The following is a 21,545-nucleotide window of genomic DNA, read 5'->3' as shown; positions in this document are numbered from 1 at the left end:
CGCCGCGTGTTATCTAGCTGCCTCCGTTCCACACTGGGCATATTCGTGGTTTGAAGGCCAAGGCCGATCAAATTTTACATGCGTTGCTGCCAACCATTTGTGCATCGCGTTGTTAGCACGAATATGGAAATAACCAGCACATTTGAAAACGACCAGGAAATCCCCGTGCGCTATACCTGCATGGGATTAAACATCAGCCCCCCTTTTACCTTCCATTATGTCCCCTCAGCGGCCAAAAGCCTCGTCCTGATAGTGGAAGACGTTGACGCCACCCCTGCACCTTGGCGGCATTGGCATGTATTCAACATCCCTCCTGCCACCACCTCCGTCGCGGAAGGAACCGTTCCGGCGGGCGGCACCGAAGGATTATGCAATAACCATACTTTCGGATATGAAGGCCCCTGCCCCAAATACTTCTCCGGCACGCACCATTACTGGTTCCGGCTGTACGCGCTGGACACCATGCTGGACCTCCCTCCGGAATCCGAACCTGATGAGGTACTCAATGCCATGCAGGGGCACCTGCTGGAAACGGCCACCTTGATAGGAACATGCAAACAAAGTTAACTGGCAAGTGTTGACCGATACTGATGGATCTACCGTTAATGAAAAACATCCGGAAAATCGCCATCCTGCGCGCTAATGGACTGGGCGACTTCATCGTTGCATTGCCGGCCATAACCGCCGTTAAGGCGGCTTATCCCAAAGCGGAACTTGTACTGCTCGGCAAACCCTGGCATGCCGATTTCCTCCGGGGAAGCCGTACCCCCGTAGACCGGGTGGTGGTGGTTCCCGTTTGTAAAAATATCCGTGAAGAACCAGGGATATGGCCCGATGCTGATGAGTTGCAGCAGTTCTTTGCAGCCATGCGCGAAGAAGGGTTCGACTTGGCCATCCACTTTCAGGGCAGAGGCATCGCGTCTAATGCGTTCATTAACCAACTGGGCGCGCGGATCACGGTAGGGCATACCTGTCCGGAAGCCGCCCCTATTGATAAGGGTATCCCGTATTATTATTACCAGAACGAAACGCTGCGCTACTTGGAGGCAGTTGCGTCCGTCGGGGCACCTCCAGTAAAGCTGGAACCGGAAGTCCGCCTGCTGGAAACCGATTGGGAAGAAGCGCGGCAGGTACTCTCCAGTTTTGCCGTCAGAAAGCCCTATGTAGTACTTCATTCCGGAGCGCAGGACATCCGGCGGCGCTGGCCGGCGGAAAAGTTCACCGCTCTGGGCGACGTAATGGCCCGCAAGGGATATACTGTACTTTTCACCGGCAACGAAGAAGAAAATACCGCAATCGCCGATATCTTGTCTGGCATGCAGATGCGTCAAGAAGCACACGCCTGTACCCAGCTATCCCTCGGTGGCCTCGGTGCCGTACTGGCGGGCAGCGTGCTGGTGATTTCCAACGATACCGGGCCGCTGCACCTGGCGCGGGCGGTAGGTGCCAAAACGGTGGGTCTCTTTTGGGCGCCCAACCTTATCAATTGGGGGCCGGTGATGCTGCGCAATCACCGGCCGGTAATCTCATGGACCATGGAGTGCCCCCAATGCGGAACGGTACCCAACTCGCCGCACCCTTTTGAACCGAAAATGCCGGATTGTGATCATCGTTTTTCATTCATAAACGACATCACCGTAACGGAGGTAACCGTACGGGCCGAAGAGCTATTGCCGCCAACATCTACGGTAAGCAGCAACAATCATTATAGCAGTAACACCACCGATCATGCAAGTACACCCTGATACATCACTTAACGTATTAACCTGGCATGTCCACGGCAATTACCTGTACTACCTCACACAGGTTCCCTGCCAGTTTTACATACCCGTCAAGCCCGGCAGGCCATCGGGTTATGGCGGACGATCGGGTGCCTTCAACTGGGGCCCGAATGTCCATGAAGTGGATGCCGACGACGTGAAGCATATGGCATTCGACGTGATCCTGTTCCAGTCCAGAACGAATTACCTGGAAGACCAATATGAGCTGCTCAGCCCCGCGCAGCGGGAGTTGCCTCGCATCTACCTGGAGCACGATCCGCCACGGGAAGTGCCCACGGATACGCGGCATCCGGTGGACGACCCGGATATGCTGCTGGTGCATGTAACCCATTTCAACAGGTTGATGTGGGATAACAACCGCACGCCGACAACGGTCATCGAACACGGGGTGGTTATCCCGCCTAATGTGCGGTATACCGGGCACAAGCGGAAGGGCGTGGTGGTTATCAATAATATTGCAACACGGGGACGGCGGTTGGGATTGGATATTTTCCAGGAAATGCGGGAGCATGTACCGCTTGATTTGGTGGGCATGGGTGCCGAAGAGGTTGGCGGGCTGGGCGAGATCCCGCCCGATAAGCTTCCGGAATTTATCGCTGAATACCGATTTTTCTTCAATCCCATCCGGTATACCAGCCTCGGATTGGCGGTATGCGAGGCCATGCAAGTGGGGCTCCCGGTAGTCGGCCTGGCCACCACAGAAATGGCAGTGACCATAGAAAACGGTGTTTCGGGGTTCATCCATACGGATACGCGCCCGCTCATCGCCCATATGCAGCAGCTGCTGGCCGATCCTGCATTGGCCGCACGGCTCGGGGAGGGCGCGCGAACGGCGGCCCTGCAAAAATTCAATATTTCACGCTTCGCGCAGGATTGGCTGGAGGCTTTCCGCCAGGTCACGGCTAACCGTTCTAAGACATTAATTAATTAGTAAGCAACATAACGTATACATGATGAGTGCATTAACTGATAAAGTGGTACTGGTTACCGGCGCCGGCCGGGGCCTTGGCGCTGCCATCTGCAAAAAGCTGTCTGACGATGGTGCAGCGATTATTTTAACCGACATCAACGAGGCGGATCTGGACGAAACAGCTGAAGCCCTGCGCGAGGCGGGCTGCAACGCCAAGGGCTATGTCATGGACGTCAGCGACGATGCGCACATACGGGACGTCATGGACCAAGCCGTATCGGAATTCGGACGGCTTGACGTGGTCATCAACAACGCAGGGGTAGACTACACGAAATCCATTGAAGAACTCAGCGTGGAAGAGTGGGACCGCGTGATGAGCGTTAACCTCCGGGGACCGTTTCTGGTATCAAAAACAGCGTTTCCTTACCTGAAGAAAAACGGTCGCGGGCATATCGTCAATATCGTATCTACGGCCAGCAAACGCGCATGGGCCAACGCCTCCCCTTACCATGCCAGCAAATGGGGGCTGCTGGGCTTCAGCCACGCCTTGCATGTAGAAGGGCGGAAGGAAAACATCAAGGTAACCGCTGTTATTGCTGGTGGCATGAAAACCCCATTCCTGTTGGAACGCTTTCCTGACATTGATACGAATTTACTGCAGGATCCGGCCAACGTAGCCGATACCGTCCGTTATGTACTCTCACAGCCCGATGAAACGGTCATTCCGGAAATCATGGTCCTGCCCATGCGCGAGACGTCGTGGCCTTAGCCTGCCGGCCTCAGCCTGCCGACTGTTGTTCGGGCACAGCAGGCTGGCTGGCTACGCGTTTTACCACGCGGTCTACGCGATACATCAACAACAATCCCAATACGGAAATGGCTACTACCGCATATCCCACGGTATCGTAATGCTGCAGCGGACTGAAGTTGGTTTCCTGCACCACTATCTTACCGGCCAGCGCCGCCGCCACGCCGCCCGCCAACTGTTGCAATGACGCGTTGATGCTCATGAACGCTCCCCGGTCTTTCAATGCAGGCACTGCACTCACAAGCGCCGAAGAGGGCACCATCCTACCAGTCACCCCCGCCATCAGCAGGATGTTGAATACCATCGCCGCCCATAGCGGCGTGACAGACAGGTGCGTATACCAGATACACATGGCCATCATCCAGACGGAGGCCGCGGTAAAGAGTTTATACTTATCTATTTTGTCACTCAATCGGCCCAAAAACGGCATGATCACCAACGTGCTTACGCCAGACACCATAAACAAAAGCGGCAGTTGCTGTTCAGTGATACCTAAATTATTGATGGCAAACGCGCTGCCGAACGGCATCATCATAAAGCCCCCGACGGAGAGCAGTGCCGTAGCCGTAAACCCGATTCGGTAGTCGCGCTTTGCCAGCGTATGCAACAGGTGCCGGAAAGCTGATTTTTCATTCTTTACGCCCAGATGCGCATTGATGGGCCGCAGGTAAAACACAATAGCCAGGGTTATTGCCAAGCCCAGCGCGGCCACCATCAGGAAAGGTGCTTCCCATCCCCAGCCATTAGCGATGTACAGACCAATCGGGATGCCCAACACCTGGCTGGCGCCGAAAGCCATCTGCACAAACGCCATCACCCGGCCCCGCTGTTGCAAGGCAAACAAGTCGGCCACGATAGCCATGGATATTGAGCCAATGACCCCGCCGAATAGCCCGGTGACGATGCGCGCTACCATCAAAAACCAATAGGTATGTGCAATGCCGCACAGCACCGTACCGCCAATGAACCCAACGTAGAAAAAAAGCAGCAGCTTTTTACGGTCAAACCTGTCGGAAAAGCCGGCCGTTAAGAAACCCGAAAACCCCGCACTGAAGGCGTATGCCGATACCGCCAGCCCAAACTGCGAGGGCGCCAGGTGCAACGATTTCATCAGGATATCGCCCAGCGGTGACATAATCATAAAATCCAGAACAACGGTAAACTGCGTGAGCGCTAAGATGATGACCACCATTTTCTGGTAGCCGGTAAAGGGAGTTACTGTTTTTGAATCCATGGCTTTATTCGTCAATTAAGGACGTTTCCCCGTTGCCCTTTGTTACATGTTGCGCAGCCGATTTTTTCTGATAAATGGCATCGGCATACCATAAGTATTCGGTCACGAATTTTTCCGCACGTATAGCTATTGTCCCGTCCTGCAAACGGCCATCCTCGTCAAATGCGTTTTGAATTTCGGGAACAACCCATTTAACCGGCAAGGCTACGCCTCCCAAGCTAAGGACGACCTGCTGCAATTGGTTGCTGGCATTAATGCCGCCGAGCCTGCCGGAAGAAACCGCCACAACACCGATGGGCTTACGCTGAAACTCGGCCCAGAAGTAATCCAGCGCATTCTTCAGCGCTCCTGAAAAACTCCCGTGGTATTCGGGTGTAACCAGCAGCAGCGCATCGGCCATTTCCAGGCGTTTCCCTATATCCGATATCGCCTGCCTATGGCGCGCTTCGTCCTGCCCGTATATGGGCAAGCTATCGGTGCCTAAATCAATCAAGTCGGTCCGGACGGCTTGCTTGGCAAGCACCGTTTCTAAATAATGTGCAATCCTGTGAGACCGGCGGCCTTGCCGCACGCTACCCAATAATATAGCTATCTTCATTTTTCTGTTCTTTGGGACAAATATCTTGGCAAAAAGGTCGATAAAAAACGTACTAAAGCACAGAAATCGTCCTGTACGATGGTACAGGCAGGCCAGATTCCGGGTGTATCTGGCGATGCTAATTTCCGACAAGCCCGCGTTGCAGCGCGGTATTGACGGCCTCTGTGCGCGTACTGGCGTGGAGCTTTGCAAGAATGGATGTCAGGTGAAATTTCACCGTGCGCTCTGAAATAAACAAACGATCGGCGATTTGTTTGTTCGTGTGCCCCTGCTTAACCAAGGCCAGCACTTCGAGTTCCCGGCCAGACAAGGTAGCCGGATAATGCAGCTGATGCGCCCCGGCGGGGTTGGCCTGCCGTTGGCCGGATTCGCTGATGACCGTGTCTAACGTCCGCAACAGCTGGTCTGCCTGATCCACCGCAATGCGGAGATTCCGTTCAATAGCGGCTTGCTCTCCGCTTAGGTGGTATTCTTGCGAATCTTGCAGCGTCGCATGCAGCGCTTCCAATTTCGGTTTAAACACATCATTCAGCACATCAAGCAGGGCATTGGTGTTCGACGAACCGGGCCGTGTTCCATAGGCTTCATGCAGGCGCATCCGCTGGACGGCTGAGCCGATGATATTGCCCACCGTATCCAACGTAAACAGCTGTTTATCGTCCAACTGCTGACTTTCTGCACTCACCAGGTTTAGCAGCCCGATCTTATGGCCATCCGCCCGGATAGGAATGGTGGCGTGGAACTTCAGGTCGCGCGTGCCTATTTTCACATCTTTTAGGCGGGTGCAACGGATTTCGCTGATATTCCGGGCTTCAGTAATGTCGTCTAACAAATATTGCTGTATACAATAGCACCACCCTGACAGCCGCTCGGGATGGTTATGCAAAGCGGGAGGCAGGTTGTAGGACGCCGCGAGGTAAACCGACTTCACATCCGGCTGTACCAGCCAAATCCATCCGGTTTCCAAACCCAGCAGTTCCACCGTTTTCTCCAGTGATTTACGCAACGCTGCATGCAGGGAAAACTCCCGGTTCAAATGGCGGGCTATTTCATATAAATTGGCAAAGTAATCCTTGTCTGTCATCACGAACAAATCCGAACCGATGCAAACATAACGATTCTTTTGCCATCATCCTTTTTTTGGTTAAGGTTAACCGTTCACTGATTACACCTTGGTCATTTGCCCTTGCCCTGCGCCATTACCTTCACCGTTTGAGCAATGATACCCAGGTCGGTTTTCAGGCTCATGGTATCCAGGTAATTCAGATCGTAATTTACCCGTTCGCAGAGCTGATTGATGTTTTCGGCGTAGCCGTAATATACCTGCCCAATGGAGGTGATGCCGGGTTTCAGCCGGAACAGCTGCATGTATTCGGGTTTCCGGGATTTTATTTCTTCGATAAAATGCCTCCGCTCAGGGCGCGGACCTACAATCGCCATATCGCCCTTTAGCACGTTCCAGAACTGGGGCAGTTCATCCAGGTGGGTTTTGCGCATGAACTTTCCCCATTTGGTAATCCGCGGGTCGTCGTCAGATGCCAACTGCGGTCCATCCTTCTCGGCATCCACGCGCATGCTCCTGAATTTGTAGATGTAAAACGGCTTCTGATCTTTGCCGATACGTTCCTGCTTGTAAAATACCGGGCCTTTCGACGTGACTTTCGTAATCAGCATGAGCAACAGGTATACCGGCAGCCCCGTAAGGATGACGGTAGCCGAAAACAAGATGTCAAACATCCGCTTGATAAACACTGTCTCCTGATAAACCAGCAACCGCTTTTTCACGAACTGGAGATCCACCCGCAACATCGGTTGGTAGGTGATGAAGTCGTATAGGCTGTTATCAACTTTATACGCTATCTGCTGAATTTGATTCTCTCTTACCATAGCTCTTAGCACTTAAAAATTAGCACCTAAATACACAGGCAAGAATGCCAAACAAGTGCCATATTCGTGAAAAACGGCAAATATGCCCATTATACCGTCCTTAAGCGTCTTTGTGTCGAATGGCTTGCAGGCAGAAGTGGGGAAAAATTCCACAATTAGGGGCTGGCTATTTGCCGCTTACCCCAATATCCCTTGTACATGGAGAATGATTTCCGGAGGTTACCGGGTAGTTTACGGTAGGCCAGTCCGAGCTTGTACCCCAACCATTTAGCGGCAAACGAACAACACACACGGGGCAGCAGCAAGGGGTTTCGGCGCCCCACGTAGCGCAGTTCGGACCAGGCGTAACGGGCTCCTTCGCCGTCGGCCCTGCCGAACGACTCGAATATCCAGCGGTTATCGCTGTGGAACACACCGATATCAAAATAGCGTTCAAACTCCTCCCGGATGCGGTAGTTGTGCGAGTGGTTTACGCAAGCTTCGCTCACATAGGCAAGTTTCCAACCGTTGAGCAACAGCTTTCCGGCCGTGATCACATCCTCGCCCATAATGGTGCCGAGGGGAAAGCCCCCCACACTTTGCAGAGCCTTGCGCCGATAGGCAGCAAAAGAATTGGAGCAGGAGATCGTTCTGATGCCATACCGGCCGGCATCCTCCATACCGCGTATCGCGGACCGGGCGGGATAATTGAACAGGCGGGCGTGGGTTTCCTGCAATGCAGCGCCGCGGTGCGGCAGCTGCCGTCCATAGGCAACACCGATTTCCGGATCGGCAAACGCGGCTGTTATACGCGCCAGCGCCTCTGCATCGGCAGGAACGGCGTCCTGCGTGAGCAACACATAGATATCGGCGTCGGGCCAGGCGTCTATCGCCTGCTGTCGCGTCCCCCCATGGTCAAAAGCCCCCTTGGCTATGCGGATAACTTCAAAGCCCGCCGCTTGTGCGCGCTCCGGCGTACCGTCAGTAGATCCTGAATCGATCGCCACACATCGCTGGGGCTGCAGCGACTGCGACGCCAACGCGTCCAGGAGGTCAATGAACCGCGTTCCGCCGTTCAACGTCGGGATGTACAGGTTTACCGTCATCACTGTTCCTTTACTTCCGCATGTTCATGCACGCGGTTTCGTTTTATCGTTATGCCCGGTGCCCCCAAATCATGGAGCCAGGCGCCGCCAGACGTCACAACATTACTATCAATGGTGACACGGCTTGCGGTGTTCCGCACCGTGATGGCTGCATTTTTCCTGTTTGTGACATGATTGCCCAATAGCGAAGCACCCTGCACGTTTACCAGCAGCAATGCCCCCGCATCGTGGTTGCTGGTCAACCGGTTTCCTTCAAATTTGAGGTAGCCCTCCATATTGATGTTCACCGGGCCGCTTTTTATCTGGTTCTCCAGCATGCGCAGCGAATCGATACGGATGCCGTTCGGCAGCATCAGCTGCCCCACTTCATTCGCACGCATGTCCAGCACCTTTCCGCGGGCATTGGCCAACAGGCGCAGCGCCCGGAATACGTTGTGCTGCAATTGTACATCATCCCACTGCCCTACCAGTTCAAACTCACCGTCAGTTACGTTTCGGTTGGCTATCAGCGTACCGCATCCTTCCATGTATACCGCTGGGCGGTTGTTGCCGAAGGCCCGGTTTCCGCTGAGTATCACATCCGAAATACCTATCAGTGTAGCGATGCCCGAGCCATCGGGGGTAGATTCTCCGTTCACGAAACCATTCTGCCGGCTATAGTTTCCGGCAATCAGCGCATTGATGGCCATCACCTCGCCGTGCGCACGGTTGTTGATGTCCACGGCATCGGCTGCGTTATATTCCAGGCGGTTGTTCGTTACCCGGTAGTTGTTCACGCGCTCCGCTGCATTAAAGGCTATCTGTATGCCGCTCATGCCATTGTGGTGGATGCGGTTGCCATCAATTTCCACGTCGCCGCTGTCGTGGATAAAGATACCGTTTTCGCCGTTGTAACTCAACTCGTTACCGGCAATGGTTACTCCATTGCTGGACAGCACGCGGATGGCAGTACCGCGAAGGTATGTCTTAGGCGATGTGCGAGCGCTGCCATACCGGGTAACGGCCGTGCCGGTGACTTTACATGCCGAACAATCGTACCACAATATCCCCGCGAAAGAGCGGCTGTTGGTGCTGTCGCCCACAAGGTGGCTGTCTGCTATCGTCAGGTTCCTGCACTGCGATGCATATACGGCTTCGTTCACTGTTTCCGCACGGAATGAAAGGTAGACATTGGATATGCGGTGCGCGCGGAAAAGCGGTGCATCAGAGTGCTGTTTTTCAACTGTAAACTGCCCCGCCAAGTCCTGGGGCTGTTTCAGCAGCCCGTCCGCCACCAGATGTACATTAGCCACCAACCGGATGGTGCGCACCCTGTAGGTCCCCTTCGGCACATACACGGTATCGCCCGTCGAAGCACTATCCAGCGCCGCCTGGATGGCCTTGCTGTCGTCGGTCTTGCCATCCCCTTTCGCACCGTATCGGCGCACGTCAATACGGCGTCCCGCTTCCGCGGTGCCGGTTTCCGCCTGGTGCGGCATTGTGGCCGTTCCGCAGGCCCAAGCGAGTGCGGTTCCACCTATTATCAGTGCATTACGTAAATCAAGTACCTTCATCGTGTGGATGTTTATCCAATATCACCTTCCAAGTTTGGGCAGCGGTCTCGCCCCACGAAAACCGCGCCGCCCGTTCGGGGCCTTGCTCCTGCAATTGCCGATAATATCGGCTATCGTTTACCAGGCGTTCCATTCCGCCCGCGATAGCGGCACTGTCCAGCGGGTCTACACATAACGCCGCACCCCCGGCGATTTCAGGTAAAGAGCCCGCCGTAGCGGTAAGCACCGGCGTGCCCGATGCCATTGACTCAATTACCGGCAATCCGAACCCTTCCATCAGCGAAACGAAGCAAGTGGCAAACGCCCCTTTGTAATATGCAGGGAGGTCGCCTTCCGGTATCCGTCCCAAAAACCGCACACGCTCTCCGATACCCAGTTGCCGGATAAGTTTAACCAGTACTTCGTCCGGATGGCCGGAGAGAAAAAACATAAAATCCAAGGGGATGGCTGCCCGCGCAAAAGCCGTAAGCATGGCCGGCAGGTTTTTGTTCTTCCGCCGGTTGCCCACATAGAAAAAATAAGGTCGTCCGGCCTCGTGGCGCCTCGTATTCCTATGGTAGGCATCATCCACCCCGTTGTAGATTACCGTAATCCTTCGTTCATCAATACCGAGCAATTCCACCAGTTGCCCCTTGCTGTAATGCGACACGGTGATTACGTTCCGGGCCTTCGCCGCCAGCCGTGCAATCACCGTTTTGTAATACAGTCGGTGCATCGGGGTGTAATAAAACAGGTGCATGAGGTCGTGTATGGTAAACACAAACGGCATACGGCTATCCAGCGGCGGCATGAACGAGGGGCTATAGAACACATCGGCCGGCGTACGGCGAATCTCCCGCGCCAGCATCCACGGCGTCAACAGGTTACCCAGCCCCATCCGGCTCTTTACGAACGTCGGCATAACTTCCTGCGGCCTGCGCGCCATTACCTCCCGGTACAACCTGCCGATACCCGTATCGCCATCCCAGCGCCCATCTATCAATACCCGTATCCCCATCAGGCGATCCTCCATTTTAAAGGTTTCATTGCCATCGGGCGGCCGCTGCCCAGCAGCAGCGCGAGTGTAAGGTAAACGATAATATCATTGTCATACCCCGAGTATAAAATCATCATAATGGCCAGCAAGGGGATTCCCGCTACCCACCAAAATACGCGGTTGGGTTGATGCTGGCAGCAGAATCGGTAAAAATAAACCAAAAACAGCACATAAGAAAGAATGCCGATGATACCAAAGTCGAGGTAACAGCTCAAGAACGTATTATGGATGTGCGGTTCGCCGTGGTAAAATGCCGCATGCCGGGCAAGGAAGTCGCCTCCTGCCATGAAGCCATTGCCCAGCGGCGAAATGGCCGTAAAGTGCTCAAAGAACGCTTTCCAGTATACCAGCCGTACCCCCATACCGTCGTTAGAAGCCGTAATCTGCCCGATTCTGACCACCTTATGGGCCAGCAATGGCAATACCGCCAGCGCCGCAGCCCCCAAGGCAATGCGCCAGCGCGACGTGGCCGCTGCCCACAACAGGCAAAAAACACCGATAAACAGCGCCACCATGGGCGTGCGCGACAACGAAAGCCACGCCAGCAACAGCACCAGCGCAATACGCCATCCCACGATAGCCTGCCGCCGCACCACGGGCAGCAGGATGTAGGCGAAGCCCAGCAGCGCAATGCGAGCACCGAACATATTTTTGTCGTCCAACCCCCAGAAGTAGAGCTCCGGGCGGTACAGCGCACTGCCCTTTGCCGAGCTGGGCACCCCCCCTACCCACTGAAACCCCGCTGCGTGGTGATATACCAGCAACTGGAGCAGGGTAAGCGCCAGTGCTACATGCAGCGTCCCGTCTACCCATCGCAACAGGCGGACATTGTCGCGCTGCGTGAGCCACCCCGCCGCGCTGTACAAGAACAGAAAGTTAACGGGCAACTTGAGGAAGTTGGTCCTCTCCCGCGGTCCCTCCGGTAGGTCCACGAGAAACACTATGGCGGCATAAGCCATGAAGACCGACAAGAAAAACACCCAGTAGTGCCGCAGTAGCCGGGGCGTATCCCAGAAGAAACACAGCGCCGCCAGCAAGAACAATGCAGGATAAACCTTCAGCGGCAAAAAAATCGCCAGCAAGCTCACGCAGAACAGTGCCTCGCAAAAGGTGGCGCGGTGATTTATGATGATCTTAGGTAACTGCATCTCCCGCCGTTAAGGTATGTAATACATTTTCATATGCGTTTACCATGCGCTCCACGCTAAGGTATTCGGCCACTGAGGGCCGCGCCGCAGTGGCCAGCCGGTTATACAACGCGGCATCCTTCCACAGCGCCGCCAGTGCATGGCCAAGGGAATCCGGGTTGTCCGGATCGCAAAGGATACCGTTATGGCCATCCTTAACGGATTCCTTGAGTCCGCCCCGGTGGCTGGCCACCACGGGCAAATGGTTTGCCAGTCCTTCCACGGCTACCATCCCGAGCGGCTCCTCCCACAGCGAGGGGACCACCAGCACATCGATATCCCGGTAAAACTCCTGGGGGGCCACGTAGCCCACGAAGTCGATGCGGGGGTCGCCCGCTGCCAGCGCCTTGAAATGTTCCACATCGCCTGCCTTTCCCCGTCCGGCGATACGCAACCGGCCCTCAACACCGGTCTTTTTGAATGCATCTATCAGCCACGCCACCCCCTTGATGGGCGCCAACGTACCGATATACCCCACGGTCAGCGGGTCGCCATCGTTCCGTGCACGCGCGGGCCTGCCTTCCGGCACTGCGCGGGCGTTATGGATGACATGCCGGGGCACCCCGGGGAAATAGCCGTACGCCTCAAACCGGTCCAGTATACTGCGGCTGATGCCTACCACAGCCTGTACCCGGGCAGACGACGGCCGGTGGCGGTAGCGCAGCATTCGGCAGCTGAAGCAGCGGCGTGTACACGGCATCCCGCCTTTGTACATGTTGCTGTTTGCACATAGCAGGTACATGTCGTGCAGCACCTGCACCATAGGCAATCCCGCGCGGGCTACCTCATCCCATACTGCGATGGACCACCCCACCAGGTTATGGCAAGACACTGCCGTGGGCCGCTCCAGCCGGATCACCTCGCCCACAACCGATCCCATGGCCGCATTGTACCTGTCGGTAAGGTGCCAGGCCAGCCGGCTCATCTTGTCCGGACGTTGTTCCGTAAACGGCCAATACCGGTTTTCCAGTCCCACGCGGTATACCTTCACGCCATCCACCCAATCACTGCTTAAGCCCCCTTCAGGCACCAGGCTCAGCACCACTACATCGTGCCCCTTGGCCTGCATTCCCTCCACAATCAACTTAAGCGATATTTCGGCACCTCCGGCCACATGAGGACTGTAAAGCGCGTTGATATATAAGATTTTCATGTAGCCCTCCGTATTAACATCCGGTATACCTTGTCCAGCTCCTCACCCACGGCCCGCGGGTCGCAGGTTTCAGCTACGTAATCAAACAGGTGCTCCCCCATCCGTTGCAGGGCGGTGGGATCCATCTCCTTGGCCATCGCCGCCCGTTCGATCTGCTGTTGCAATGCCACGCGGTGTTCCTCCGCATTGGTATACGTATAATGAAACACTTCGCCGCGGCAACGCCCCAGATCACCGATGGTTCCGATGTCGGGGCAAATCACCGTGCGTTTATACGAAAATGCCAGGAGTACCGTTCCCGAGTTAAGGCTACTGTCCATATCATACGGCAGGGCCAGGGCGTCGGCTCCGGCCAGCCGCGCTGCCATCTCGCTGTCAGGGATAAACCCGGGCAACAACTGTACATTTCCCGCCCGGCTGGCCCGCTCCGCCACCTGCCGCTCATAACGTTTATCCGCTGCTTTCCCGGCAACGGTCAGTTGCACACGGGAACCGAAAGTTTCCACCACATCCATCAGTAGCTCCAGGTTCTTGTAAGGCTTCACCATGCCCACAAAAAGCAAATGCAGCCGGCCATCGGCACGCCATGCCGGGGGCCATGCATCGCCGTACACCCCGATGAAGTGCGGGTGGGGCACATATACCGCTTTCTTTGGCACTCGCGCGCCATATGCCGCGAGCAAACTGGCCGACTGCCGTACATGGATAACGATGCGGTCGGCCCAGCGTACCAGTAGTCGGGTAATGATGCGGCTGAAGAACCCCCACCGGCCGCCGTGCGACGCACGGTTATGCATGGTCCAGACCAGCGGCTTGCCGCTGAGCTTTATAGCTACCAGTACCGTCAGCTTGCGTAGAAAACTCCGTAACGCCGCGAAAAAGGTGCGGCCTTCGACCACCTCAAACCAATTGAGGTGCACCAGCCGGATCGACCGGAAATGGCTGACGCCGGAAAAAATCGTATCCAACGGATGTATGCGGTAGCCTTTGGCACGCAGCCCGTCCACCAGTATCCGGACGTACTGGTTTTCTGCATTGACCGGAGGATTGAAAACAATGTCCATCTAATACGCTAATTTTTTCCGCAATCCACGTGATTTCGCTGCCGCTACGGCAATGTCGGTCAACGTAAGGCCGAACCGACGCCGGTGCTTAAGCCACATCCAGCACTTGGCCGGCAAGCCGCTCCGCATAGACAGGGCCATCGTATACCGCTTGCGTTGGCGCATAAGCGCCGCCTGCTGACTTACCAGCGTGCGGTACACCACCGCTTCAGACGGGTGCGGCACATGCTGCTCCAGGAAGGCACGCAGCCACCGTTCGTATCCCAAGTTGGCCTGCATCTTTTCCAGTTCATTGCCCGACGAGGTGATGGACAGGCCGTTGCTCCGGTAGTTAAACACCGGCCTGTTGGTATGGGCTACCCCCTTCTGCACTGCCGCAGTGTACGCGGTGATATCATCAGATCCCCAGGCCAGCGGCAGCGGATAGAAGCCGCCCTTGCTGCGCAGCGCCTCCGTGCGGTACACGAAATCCGATATGTACTGCGACCGCCACTGGTTCAGGCGGTGCCAGATGCTGTCGCACACCCGTTCAAACGCTGGGCAGGCCGGTGTCAGCAGCTGCGGGTTCCCCGCTTCGTCAATTACCAGACTGCGGCAATGGTATACATCCAACCCGGGGTAACGGTCCATGAGCTCGACAAACGCTTCCAGGAAATCGCGTTCCATACGGTCGTCATCCCCCATCACCACGATATATTCGCCCTGCGCCAGGCTCAGGCATGTATTCCAGTTGTCTGTAAGCCGCACGCCGCCTACGTTGGCCGCGTTCTCTTGGTAGCGGATGCGGCTGTCTGCAAACGAAGCCACAAGCTGTGCAATCGGTTCCGGTGAGCAATCGTTGAGCACAATCAGCTCAAAATCCGCATACGTCTGGCCAAGGATGCTTTGGATGCACTCCCCCAGAAACCGGCCCTTATAAGCCGGAATGCAGACCGAGAATTTAGGCATTTCCTTTTCCTTTCCGCATAAGCGTTTGTGTCAGGTATTGAATATCTGCCATTGTAACCACAAAGGCCCGGAGGTATGCAATATACAACAGCGCAAATATAACCGAGCGGGCGATAACCGTGCCATATCCGCCCGGCAGGGCCAGCCAGCCGATCACATAGTGGCTGATAAGCAGCGCCAGCGCCCCTCCCACCACCGCGGGCAAGAATGCCCCGAAAAACAACCGGCCACCATTTAACCGCAGTACCCTGGGGATATAGTAAACGTAATAAAAACCAATCTGCAGTACCATATAAGCCAAATACCCTACCACGGCCGCCCCCACCCCCAGGCTTTCTGCAAAGACCACAGTAACGGGTAAGGAAACGGTACAGGCAATGGCCGATGAATACACCAGAAACCGTGTTTTTCCGGTAGAGAGCACCAGGCTTGCCACCGGCGTGTTGTGCATGTGCAGCAACACCGTGAGTAACCACAGGGACAACCATAGCCACAGGCCGCCGTATGCTTCGCCCATGTACAACTGCAGAATATCCTGGGCATTCAGGATGAGCACAAACACCATAAAACCCAAAAACAGAGAAATATACTTCGTGGCTTCAAACACCATGCGCTCAATACGCGCTTGGTTGCCTTCGGCGTAGGCCTTCGATGCCGAGGGCAGCAACACCTGCATAAACACACCACCGAAAGCCACGATGAGCATGGCAATGGTTTGGATAACCCGGTAATCGGTAAGCACCGCTACACCGTCTGCAAACCTGCCCAACAGCAGCGGACGTAGGTTGTTGGCCGTCAGTTGGAATATGCCCATCGCAAAAATGGCCAGGCTATACGCCAGTATCTCGCGGAAGGCACTGCCATGCCACCGGAATGCCAGCAACGACCGCCGGGGTATGGGAAACACCCACAGCCGCCTCACGTAAAACGGGATTGGCAGCAGTGTGGTAAGCGTGTAAACGGCAAAGTAGGTAATGAGCGACCAGTTCAGGTGGACGGCCAGCAGCGCCACGGCAAAATTCAGGATGCTGCTTACTACGGTTATCCGGTTTACAAATCCGAGTTCGTCGCGTGCGCTCAGCAACTGGATGACCACGCTGGAAAGCCAGGTAAGCACCGTAGAAACCGACAGGATATACATGATCTGCCGGTACAATGGCACCTGCGCATCCGTTAGGCTGAACAGCTGCTGCCCATGGGCAGCCATGACCAGGAAAATAGCCGCGTTGGCCAGGCCGACAATCCCGTAAAACACCATGCTCGAACGGGAGACCGCGCCGATTTTATCCCACGCTCCCTCGGCCGTCCACATCGAAAAATACCGCACCGCCCCGACGTTGAACCCCAAATCCATCAACCGAAGGTAAGCATTCAGCGAAAACGCCAAGGCGATAAGCCCGTAGTCGCCCTTGCCGTAAAACCCTACCAGCAGCGGTATGGTCACAAACTTCGCCAGCGCATCCAGAATTTTGGCCAGGATGCCCCACAGCGAGCCGGAAAAGACGCGTTTAGCCGTGTTGGGATGATGCATATAGCCAGCTAATATCGGGCAAAAATGCCTACCGGCCAAACATCCCTATCCCTCCATGTGCCGGTCCGCAAGCGTTACACCATCGTTCGGGCATACCGAGTCCTTAACCGGGCAATAGCCGGTGGCACCGCGCAACAGCAGGAAGCCGCCTGCAGTTATTTCCGCCAACGCCGAAAGCGGCGATTTAAACAGGCAGGTGATGCCGGTATAGAGAATAAAAGCACCTGCACCTACGGAAAGCAATCGTTCCGAGTTGGCAATGTTACGATGTTCCGCGGCATCCATCAGCCGATCTTTTACGTCGTCTAAGATTTCTTTCGTTTTTGTATTCATGTATTTTAAGCTTATTGTTACACTTATATCGTTGAAACACTATACAAACAACCGGTTTTGCATTTGGTTTTGATTACCTTTGTATGGCCATGCAGGAGGGCGTAGCCCTGCCTATGCAACAAACAAGATAATAATAATGACTGGATGAAAATCGCCATCAAAAATATGGTATGCCCCCGCTGCATCCAAGCCGTTTCGCAGGTTTTTTCCGCCATGGGCATCCGTCCGCTGGATGTCCGGCTTGGTGAGGTGGTGGTTGCACAGCCCTTAACCCCCGAGCAGGATGCCGATCTGCACCGACGGCTGACCGCCCTGGGCTTTGAAGTATTGGACGACCAGCAGCAGCAGCTTGTCGAAAAAATCAAGTCCATCGTTATCCATCACATCCACGAGCAGGAAAACCATCATTTTCCCTTCACCGACGTGCTGCCGGGGGAGCTCAACAAAGAATACTCCCAGCTAAGCAAGCTATTTTCAGAGAAAGAAGGTATCACCATTGAACAGTATGTCATCCTGCAACGAATCGAAAAAGTAAAAGAATTGCTGTCTTACAACGAACTCACGCTGAGCGAAATCGCCTACCGGCTGGGGTATAGCAGCGTGGCCTACCTCTCGGCGCAGTTCAAAAAAGTAACCGGCCTCACTCCTTCTGCCTTCAAAAAATTAGGCATCAACCTGCGCAGGCCCATTGATCAGTTATAACGCTTATGCCATGCTCAAACAAATCATTGCAGTAGGTGTTGGCGGTGCCGTGGGCAGCATGCTCCGCTTTCTGGTGTCGGTGCTTACCGCACGGCACCTGTGCGGCTCGTTCCCCCTGCCCACCCTGCTTGTAAACCTATCTGGCTGCTTTCTCATCGGCCTATTGCTAGGCATATTTAACCAATCGCCCTATGCCGGCGGCAACCTGCGGTTTCTGCTCATTACCGGTTTCTGCGGCGGCTATACCACCTTTTCCACATTTGCCCATGAAAACCTGGTATTGCTTCAAAACCAGCAGGCTTCCTTGGCCATTGCCTACACCCTGCTGAGTGTGGTGCTCGGTGTCGCACTCGTTTGGGCCGGCATGTGGGTAAGCCGTGGAATATAACAAACAAAACACCCCCGTGGTCGGTTAGTTCGATAGGACCATTACATTGACAGCTATGAGCACGGAAAATTTGCAACGCGAAGAAGCCATCGGGAAATTGAAGGATATGGTGGATAAAACCGAAATCGGCATGTTGTGCACCTTCGTTCCGGAAAGCGATTATCCGCACGCCGTACCGATGAGTCGGCAGGAAGTGGATGAAAACGGGCATATTTGGTTCCTGTTCTCTTCAGAAAGCGACACCCATGCGCATCTACAGCAGCATAATAAGCTGAGTTTGCTGTATTCCGACATTAAGGGATATAATTTTCTCAGCATAAACGGATATGGCAATATCTCGCAAGACCAGTCACGTATCGACAGCTACTGGAGCAAGATGCTGGAATCTTGGTTTGAGCAAGGCCGTGAAGACCCCCGCATCCGCGTGCTGGAAGTCGTTCCCCAAGAAGCGCATTACTGGGACAATAAAACCAACAAACTGGTCACGTTCCTCAAAATGGCTGCCACCGCCGTTTCCGGCGCGCAACTGGATATCGGCCGGCAAGGCGACCTCGATTTATAAGCCCACTGGATCCCATTGGATCAGTCGGCCACGTAAATGATACTGGCCACGGGGCGCTGGCCGAAATGATCAAATTGCTTATTATCGGAAGGGTGGTTAACAACGCCGGTTTCCGTTGCCCCTTTCACGAATAAGGTGCTGCTTCCCCCACCGTCCAGATTCATCGCATCATCAGCACCCAGCCAGTCCAGCAGTTTAGTGAGCTCGGTGAGGTTCATGCCCGCGGCATGCTTGTTGCGGCCGTCTACGACCATAAAAATCAACTTTCGGTCTGCCGTAACGGCAACGGCACTACGTGGATGCCGGTTATCATTGAACGGATTGGCCGCCAGCGCCACCGCATACCCATTTTGCATCAACAGCGGGCCCGACAGCAGCACATTGGGCACCTTATTGCGCTCGTAATCCACCGAAGCGGCCGACCTGATTTCCGTCTTTTTCCCGGAAATCAGCAACACCGCATCCGCCCTGTCGGTTGGTTTCTTCGTGCGGTTGATCACCTGATGATCCACCTTCACAAAATCAACCGACCCACCGTTTTTCATATCAAAGAACCCCCCGTTGATGGCCACCACCGCCCCGTGTGCCGTTGCCATTTGCGAGGCACTGTCCAACCGGACAGAGTCGGCGGCGATGCGTATTTTTTTGCGGTATTTCTTCAGGTCGATTTCCACCAGGTTTATGTCTTGGTGACTACCGAACAACTGCTCAAAATGTCCATGTTTCCATACGATACCTTTTCCGATGGATGTGGTCTTCCAGTTTTTCGTCACTACGGCGATGGAATCCAGCGATTGTGCAAACGCCGGGTGGATAAGCCACAAAATGCTGATAAAGACTGCGGGGATAGTTTTCTTCATGGGCCCAAAGTTAGCAAAGCCTGCTGATTTCTCCTCCATCCGCTGCAATTTCCATCTTCCAGCCGCCCATGTAACACATTGCTTAAACAAAACCTTAATACTAAGGTAACAGGGCCTTTCTATTTTTGCCTCAAAGTGAGTCGATGAGAAAAACGGCACGGCATATTCCCGACCATGTATTATTAAAGAAACTTTCTACCGGCAATACGGAGGCCTTGGCGTTGCTGATGCAACGGCATGAACCCCGGGTATTCGATTTCGTATCCAGCATCGTGAAGCGAGCGGCAGTCGCCGAAGAAATCACCCAGGATGTGTTCATCAAACTTTGGGAAACCAGGCAACATAGTACGTCCATACAGTCGTTGCCCGCATGGCTGTTTACGTTGAGCCGTAACCGTGCCATCAATGCCCTCCAGGAAACTGCCTCCCGCTGGATAAGGGAAGAAACCTATGCACTTGGCAACGCGCAGGTAGTGGACCTGGAAGGCCAGTTGCACCAAAAAGACCTTTACGAGCTGGTCGATTCCTTTGCCGAACGGCTGCCGCCAAAACGGAAGGAAATCTTCATGCTCCGCTTCCGCAAGGGGCTAACCGTCGATGAAATAGGCACCTTGTTGGATCTCTCGCCCTTTACCGTAAAAAATCAACTCCAGAAATCGTATGACTCCCTTCGGTTCTGGATGAAGCATCATATCGTCTCCTTTTTACTGCTGGTCTTTTTTTAACCATTTATTAACGTAACGATAACGCAAACGGATAGTCTGCAAACAGGGGCCGTACGGTCATGCTTTTGTATGAACGAGCAGCTATTTGAACGATTGCTGGAAAGCTATTTAGCCGACAGGCTGACCGAAGCGGAAAAAGGGCAATTTTTCCGAATGGTTAACGATCCAGCCTACCGCCAGCTACTGGAAGCCGGCCTGAACGCGCGATGGCAAACCACCAAGCCACCAAGCCAGGCAGCCTTGTCGGGGAGCCCACGCCGCATCACCAACGTAATGGAGCAGATAGACGCCAAACGAGCCAGGCGGCCCATTTACAGTTATTGGCTTGCTGCAGCCTCCGTGGCAGCGGTCTTCCTCGTGCTGCTGCTCAAGCCTTCGGCAGACCGCACGCCCGTTGCCGGTATTGAAACCCATACCATCACCACGCTAAACGGCCAGAAGAAGAAAATACGTCTGCCAGACAGCAGCCTGATCATCCTCAATTCCGGCAGCACACTTTCCTACCGGGACGACTACAATACCGCGCGGCGCACGGTGTGGCTTTCCGGCGAGGCGTTTTTCTCAGTCTCCCATTCAAAGGAGAAGCCCTTTGAAGTACACGTGGGCGATGTTACCACCATGGTCTTGGGTACAGAATTCGTCGTGTCGGCCTATGGCAACACACGCAAAGTCCAGGTTGCCGTCACTTCGGGACGCGTACAGGTCGGCCGCCAATCCGATTCGGATGCCACGCAAAGCGTTGGCAGCCAAGTGTCAGCCGGAGAACTGCTAACGTATGACCTCGCAACGTTCACGAGCAACCTCTCCCGTCCGGAAGACATGGAACACTGGGCCGGCTGGAAAGACGAGATCCTCGTACTGCATGCCAACGAAACACTTGGGCAGGCGGCCGAACGGCTGGAGCGCTGGTATGGCGTGCACGTTCAGTTTAACGACAACCGGCTAAAGAACAGCCGGTTCAAGGGAAAATTCGAAAACCTGCCGCTAAACGAAGTGCTGAATATCCTGAAAAAGAGCACCCCATTTCACTACCATATCGCTAACGACACGGTAACCATCGGGAGCAGTCGGCAGCGTCTGTCTAACTAATAATCAGATAACAAACAATGAAACGATTAATACGATGAATTAGCAAGCCAAAAAAAACTTCCAGCACAGTGCTGGAAGCTCAGAACAATGATGCTGCCCTCGTCTGGACAA

23 protein-coding genes are annotated in these 21,545 nt (G+C 54.7%); 9 read left to right on the top strand and 14 right to left on the bottom strand.

Annotated features, from left to right (window positions below; translation table 11 throughout):
• Positions 1-123: 123 nt before the first annotated feature.
• From BM030_RS17880 to BM030_RS17865, 4 genes are read left to right on the top strand one after another with little or no spacing between them, the layout of a single operon-like run.
• Positions 124-567: a YbhB/YbcL family Raf kinase inhibitor-like protein gene (locus tag BM030_RS17880; protein ID WP_090974978.1), complete on the top strand. Its 444-nt coding sequence runs from the start codon at positions 124-126 to the stop codon at positions 565-567.
• A gap of 23 nt (positions 568-590) precedes the next feature.
• Positions 591-1,745 (top strand): glycosyltransferase family 9 protein, encoded by a 1,155-nt coding sequence (locus BM030_RS17875; protein ID WP_090974977.1) that lies wholly within the window; start codon positions 591-593, stop codon positions 1,743-1,745.
• Positions 1,729-2,712 (top strand): glycosyltransferase family 4 protein, encoded by a 984-nt coding sequence (locus tag BM030_RS17870; protein ID WP_090974976.1) that lies wholly within the window; start codon positions 1,729-1,731, stop codon positions 2,710-2,712. Before BM030_RS17875 ends, BM030_RS17870 begins: the two co-directional genes overlap by 17 nt.
• A 19-nt stretch (positions 2,713-2,731) precedes the next feature.
• Positions 2,732-3,460 carry an SDR family oxidoreductase gene (locus BM030_RS17865; RefSeq protein WP_211657654.1) on the top strand — a complete coding sequence of 243 codons (729 nt, stop codon included), beginning with the start codon at positions 2,732-2,734 and terminating at the stop codon, positions 3,458-3,460.
• Positions 3,461-3,470: 10 nt separating this feature from the next.
• On the opposite strand, the gene BM030_RS17860 is transcribed toward BM030_RS17865, so the two are convergent.
• The 13 genes from BM030_RS17860 to BM030_RS17800 form a co-directional block, all read right to left on the bottom strand.
• Positions 3,471-4,733: an MFS transporter gene (locus BM030_RS17860; RefSeq protein WP_090974975.1), complete on the bottom strand. Its 1,263-nt coding sequence runs from the start codon at positions 4,731-4,733 to the stop codon at positions 3,471-3,473.
• 4 nt (positions 4,734-4,737) lie between these two features.
• The gene (locus BM030_RS17855; protein WP_090974974.1) at positions 4,738-5,331 is read right to left on the bottom strand and encodes an NADPH-dependent FMN reductase; all 594 of its coding nucleotides are present in this window, start codon (positions 5,329-5,331) and stop codon (positions 4,738-4,740) included.
• Between the two features lie 118 nt (positions 5,332-5,449).
• Positions 5,450-6,415: a LuxR C-terminal-related transcriptional regulator gene (locus BM030_RS17850; RefSeq protein ID WP_090974973.1), complete on the bottom strand. Its 966-nt coding sequence runs from the start codon at positions 6,413-6,415 to the stop codon at positions 5,450-5,452.
• Positions 6,416-6,507: 92 nt separating this feature from the next.
• Entirely contained in the window at positions 6,508-7,218 is a 711-nt protein-coding gene (locus BM030_RS17845) for a sugar transferase (RefSeq protein WP_090974972.1), read from the bottom strand.
• 155 nt (positions 7,219-7,373) lie between these two features.
• A complete protein-coding gene (locus BM030_RS17840) occupies positions 7,374-8,303 on the bottom strand; it encodes a glycosyltransferase family 2 protein (RefSeq protein ID WP_090974971.1) in 930 nt (309 codons plus the stop codon).
• A complete protein-coding gene (locus BM030_RS17835) occupies positions 8,303-9,856 on the bottom strand; it encodes a right-handed parallel beta-helix repeat-containing protein (RefSeq protein WP_090974970.1) in 1,554 nt (517 codons plus the stop codon). Before BM030_RS17835 ends, BM030_RS17840 begins: the two co-directional genes overlap by 1 nt.
• Entirely contained in the window at positions 9,843-10,868 is a 1,026-nt protein-coding gene (locus BM030_RS17830; RefSeq protein ID WP_090974969.1) for a glycosyltransferase family 4 protein, read from the bottom strand. The genes BM030_RS17835 and BM030_RS17830 overlap by 14 nt, the downstream gene beginning before the upstream one ends.
• Positions 10,853-12,040 carry an O-antigen ligase family protein gene (locus tag BM030_RS17825; protein WP_090974968.1) on the bottom strand — a complete coding sequence of 396 codons (1,188 nt, stop codon included), beginning with the start codon at positions 12,038-12,040 and terminating at the stop codon, positions 10,853-10,855. Before BM030_RS17825 ends, BM030_RS17830 begins: the two co-directional genes overlap by 16 nt.
• Positions 12,027-13,232, bottom strand: coding sequence for a glycosyltransferase family 4 protein (locus BM030_RS17820; protein WP_090974967.1), 1,206 nt, complete (start codon positions 13,230-13,232; stop codon positions 12,027-12,029). The genes BM030_RS17825 and BM030_RS17820 overlap by 14 nt, the downstream gene beginning before the upstream one ends.
• Complete coding sequence (locus BM030_RS17815; protein WP_090974966.1) at positions 13,229-14,296, bottom strand: glycosyltransferase family 4 protein; 1,068 nt, start codon at positions 14,294-14,296, stop codon at positions 13,229-13,231. The genes BM030_RS17820 and BM030_RS17815 overlap by 4 nt, the downstream gene beginning before the upstream one ends.
• On the bottom strand, positions 14,297-15,244 hold the full coding sequence (locus BM030_RS17810) for a glycosyltransferase family 2 protein (protein WP_090974965.1): 948 nt from the start codon (positions 15,242-15,244) through the stop codon (positions 14,297-14,299).
• On the bottom strand, positions 15,237-16,775 hold the full coding sequence (locus BM030_RS17805) for a lipopolysaccharide biosynthesis protein (RefSeq protein WP_090974964.1): 1,539 nt from the start codon (positions 16,773-16,775) through the stop codon (positions 15,237-15,239). Before BM030_RS17805 ends, BM030_RS17810 begins: the two co-directional genes overlap by 8 nt.
• A gap of 45 nt (positions 16,776-16,820) precedes the next feature.
• On the bottom strand, positions 16,821-17,108 hold the full coding sequence (locus BM030_RS17800) for a YgaP family membrane protein (RefSeq protein ID WP_090974963.1): 288 nt from the start codon (positions 17,106-17,108) through the stop codon (positions 16,821-16,823).
• Between the two features lie 144 nt (positions 17,109-17,252).
• On the opposite strand from BM030_RS17800, the gene BM030_RS17795 reads away from it, so the two are divergent.
• The 3 genes from BM030_RS17795 to BM030_RS17785 are packed head-to-tail and all read left to right on the top strand — an operon-like array spanning position 17,253 to position 18,760.
• Positions 17,253-17,810 (top strand): helix-turn-helix domain-containing protein, encoded by a 558-nt coding sequence (locus BM030_RS17795; protein ID WP_090974962.1) that lies wholly within the window; start codon positions 17,253-17,255, stop codon positions 17,808-17,810.
• Between the two features lie 10 nt (positions 17,811-17,820).
• Positions 17,821-18,198 (top strand): fluoride efflux transporter CrcB, encoded by a 378-nt coding sequence (crcB, locus tag BM030_RS17790; RefSeq protein WP_090974991.1) that lies wholly within the window; start codon positions 17,821-17,823, stop codon positions 18,196-18,198.
• Between the two features lie 55 nt (positions 18,199-18,253).
• Positions 18,254-18,760: a pyridoxamine 5'-phosphate oxidase family protein gene (locus BM030_RS17785; protein ID WP_090974961.1), complete on the top strand. Its 507-nt coding sequence runs from the start codon at positions 18,254-18,256 to the stop codon at positions 18,758-18,760.
• Between the two features lie 20 nt (positions 18,761-18,780).
• Here the strand turns inward: BM030_RS17785 and BM030_RS17780 are convergent, their stop codons facing one another.
• Positions 18,781-19,620 carry a phosphodiester glycosidase family protein gene (locus BM030_RS17780; RefSeq protein ID WP_170845813.1) on the bottom strand — a complete coding sequence of 280 codons (840 nt, stop codon included), beginning with the start codon at positions 19,618-19,620 and terminating at the stop codon, positions 18,781-18,783.
• Between the two features lie 143 nt (positions 19,621-19,763).
• Here BM030_RS17780 and BM030_RS17775 point away from each other — a divergent pair, with 143 nt between their 5' ends.
• Positions 19,764-20,345, top strand: coding sequence for an RNA polymerase sigma factor (locus tag BM030_RS17775; RefSeq protein ID WP_090974959.1), 582 nt, complete (start codon positions 19,764-19,766; stop codon positions 20,343-20,345).
• A gap of 69 nt (positions 20,346-20,414) precedes the next feature.
• Positions 20,415-21,434 carry a FecR family protein gene (locus BM030_RS17770; RefSeq protein WP_090974958.1) on the top strand — a complete coding sequence of 340 codons (1,020 nt, stop codon included), beginning with the start codon at positions 20,415-20,417 and terminating at the stop codon, positions 21,432-21,434.
• The last annotated feature ends 111 nt before the right edge of the window (positions 21,435-21,545 follow it).

It is taken from the genome of Parapedobacter composti, from assembly GCF_900112315.1.
Lineage (GTDB): Bacteria > Bacteroidota > Bacteroidia > Sphingobacteriales > Sphingobacteriaceae > Parapedobacter > Parapedobacter composti.
This window is presented reverse-complemented; position numbering and strand designations above follow the sequence as displayed.